Annotated in this window: 2 protein-coding genes; both read left to right on the forward strand. The window is 73.4% G+C overall.

Annotation, left to right across the window (positions count from 1 at the left end):
* Window positions 1-305 precede the first annotated feature (305 nt).
* Entirely contained in the window at window positions 306-1748 is a 1443-nt protein-coding gene (gene gndA / locus AB0912_RS35820) for an NADP-dependent phosphogluconate dehydrogenase (protein ID WP_366707513.1), read from the forward strand.
* Between the two features lie 226 nt (window positions 1749-1974).
* A complete protein-coding gene (locus AB0912_RS35825; RefSeq protein ID WP_366707515.1) occupies window positions 1975-2568 on the forward strand; it encodes a hypothetical protein in 594 nt (197 codons plus the stop codon).
* Window positions 2569-2728 lie beyond the last annotated feature (160 nt).

A 2728-nucleotide genomic window follows, 5' to 3' on the forward strand; every position in this document is an offset into this window, starting at 1 on the left:
GCATCAGCATGCTGTTCGCCATGCTCCGCGACGGCACCTTCTACGAACCCCGCGCCCCACGCCTCGCTTGACGAAAGACATAGAGGCACCCCCCCAAGTCCCCCGCACGGGCAGGGCATTCGGCCGCCCTCCGGAGGATCGGTGACCGGCGACGGGCCGCAACCCGGCGACATGGTGTCGTGCACCCGCACGGGCCGGCGGTGAACATCCCGGCCCCCGCCGTGCGTACTGATCGGCACAGCGACAGTCGTTCTGCTCGCCCGTCAGGTACGCGGGGCCGCAGATCCGGAACCAAGGAGCACACCATGAAGGCGACCGCGCAGATCGGCGTCACAGGGCTCGCCGTGATGGGCCGCAACCTGGCCCGCAACTTCGCCCGGAACGGCTACACCGTCGCCGTCCACAACCGCACCCCCGCCCGGACGAAGGCGCTGATCGAGGAGTTCGGGCACGAGGGCGCCTTCGTGCCCGCCGAGTCGGCCGAGGAGTTCGTCGCGGCGCTGGAACGCCCCCGCCGCCTGATGATCATGGTGCAGGCGGGCTCGGCCACCGACGCGGTCATCGGGGAGTTCGCGCCGCTCCTGGAGGACGGCGACATGATCATCGACGGGGGCAACGCGCACTTCACCGACACGCGCCGCCGTGAGCAGTCGTTGCGCGAGCGCGGTATCCACTTCGTCGGCGCCGGGGTGTCCGGCGGCGAGGAGGGCGCGCTGCGCGGGCCGAGCATCATGCCCGGCGGTTCCCCGGAGTCGTACGCGTCGCTCGGACCGATGTTCGAGACGATCAGCGCCAAGGTGGACGGTGAGCCCTGCGCCACCCACATCGGCACGGACGGCGCCGGCCACTTCGTGAAGATGGTGCACAACGGCATCGAGTACGCCGACATGCAGCTCATCGGCGAGGCCTACGACCTGCTTCGCCGGGTGGGCGGCTACTCGCCCGCGCGGATCGCGGAGATCTTCCGGCGCTGGAACCGGGGCCGGCTCGACTCGTACCTGATCGAGATCACCGCGGAGGTGCTCGCGCACCAGGACGCGGCGACCGGGGAGCCGTTCGTGGACGTCGTGGTCGACGCGGCGGGCCAGAAGGGGACCGGCCGCTGGACGGTGCAGACGGCCCTCGATCTCGGTTCGCCGGTCACCGCGATCGCGCAGGCGACCTTCGCGCGCGCCGCGTCCAGCCAGCCCGGCCTGCGCGCCGCCTACCGCGAGCTGCCCGGCGGAACGCACTGGGATCTGTCGGCGACGGAGGCCGAGCGGTTCACCAGCCAGGTCGAGCACGCGCTGTACGCCTCGAAGGTGATCGCCTACGACCAGGGCTGGAAGATGATCCTGGACGCCGCCGCCGAGTACGGCTGGGACATCGACCTCGGCGAGGTGGCGAAGATCTGGCGCGGCGGCTGTATCGTCCGGGCCGCGTTCCTGGACCGGATCCGGGCCGCGTACGCCGTCGATCCGGGCCTGGTCAGCCTGCTCTCGGACCCGGGCTTCGCGACCGAGGTCACGGACGCGCAGGTGCCGTGGCGCGAGGTCGTCGCCACCGCCACGCGCAGGGGTGTCCCGGTGCCCGCCTTCTCGGCCGCGCTGTCGTACTACGACACCCTGCGCGCCGACCGGCTACCGGCGGCCCTCACGCAGGGGCAGCGCGACTTCTTCGGCGCCCACACGTACCGGCGCACCGACCGCGAGGGCAGCTTCCACACGCTCTGGGGCGAGGCGTCGCGCGCGGAGACCGAGGTGTTGTGACGGGGGGGGCAGCCGGCCGGCAGGAGCGGAGGGCTCCCAGATCCCTGGCCTCCGCGCACCGCGCGCGGGGTCTCCGGTCCGGGCTCTGACCGGGCCTGATACCGCTTCCCGACGGCGCCCGGCCCGGGGTCGCGGGCCGGGGCCGCGGGCCGGGCTTCCCGCTCCCCGCTCGCGCCCGCACCGATCGGCTTGCACTGTGGGGGGTGTAGCTAGGAGGTGCGGTGCCATGCGCGGAGCACGGGGAGCCCAGGGTGCGAGGCAGTGGTGCTGGCGCTGGCGGAGGAACCCGCTGCGTCGCCGCGACGACGTCATCGAGGCGTGGATCGTGCTGGTCGTCTGGACGGTGATCGTGCTGGGCGGCGCCGTCGCCGGTGTGATGACGGCCCGCGCCGCCGGCGAGTCCTTCGACCGGCTGCGCAACGACCGCAGTCCCGTCCCGGCCGTGCTGGTGGACGGTACGAGTGCGGCGGCGTCCTCCGGTGAGGGGTCGCGTTACGAGCAGGTGCGGGCGACGGTGCGCTGGACCGCGCCGGACGGCTCGCCCCGTACCGGCAGCGCCCTGGTGGACCCCGGGCACAAGGCCGGCTCCCCCGTCGTGGTCTGGATGGACGGCAAGGGGCAGCTCGCCACGCCACCGCCGAGCCCCGGCGCGGCGGCCACCGAGGCGGGGCTGCTCGGAGCCGGCGCGGCCGTGGCCCTCGGCGGTGTGGCCCTGGCGATCGGCGGACTCGCCCGCTGGCGGCTCGACCAGCGGCGTTACGACCGGTGGGGGCGCGAATGGGAACGGCTCGGACCGCAGTGGGGCCGCAAAACCCCCTGACCGCGGCCCGGCCCCTCTCCCACCGCCTTTAACCGCCTCCGCCGCGCCTGCCCGAGCAGGGCTTCTCAGCCGGTCCAGGTCCAGTCCGCGACCTCGGGCAGGTCGGTCCCGTGCTCACGAATCCACACATGATGCCGGGACCGGGCGTCTTCCATCCGCT

It is taken from the genome of Streptomyces sp. NPDC007084, assembly GCF_040703595.1.
GTDB lineage: Bacteria > Actinomycetota > Actinomycetes > Streptomycetales > Streptomycetaceae > Streptomyces.

Bases quoted from the DNA above. Each gene is read 5' to 3' on its own strand.
- gndA (WP_366707513.1), top strand. From the start codon at position 306: ATGAAGGCGACCGCGCAGATCGGCGTCACAGGGCTCGCCGTGATGGGC.
- AB0912_RS35825 (WP_366707515.1), top strand. From the start codon at position 1,975: ATGCGCGGAGCACGGGGAGCCCAGGGTGCGAGGCAGTGGTGCTGGCGC.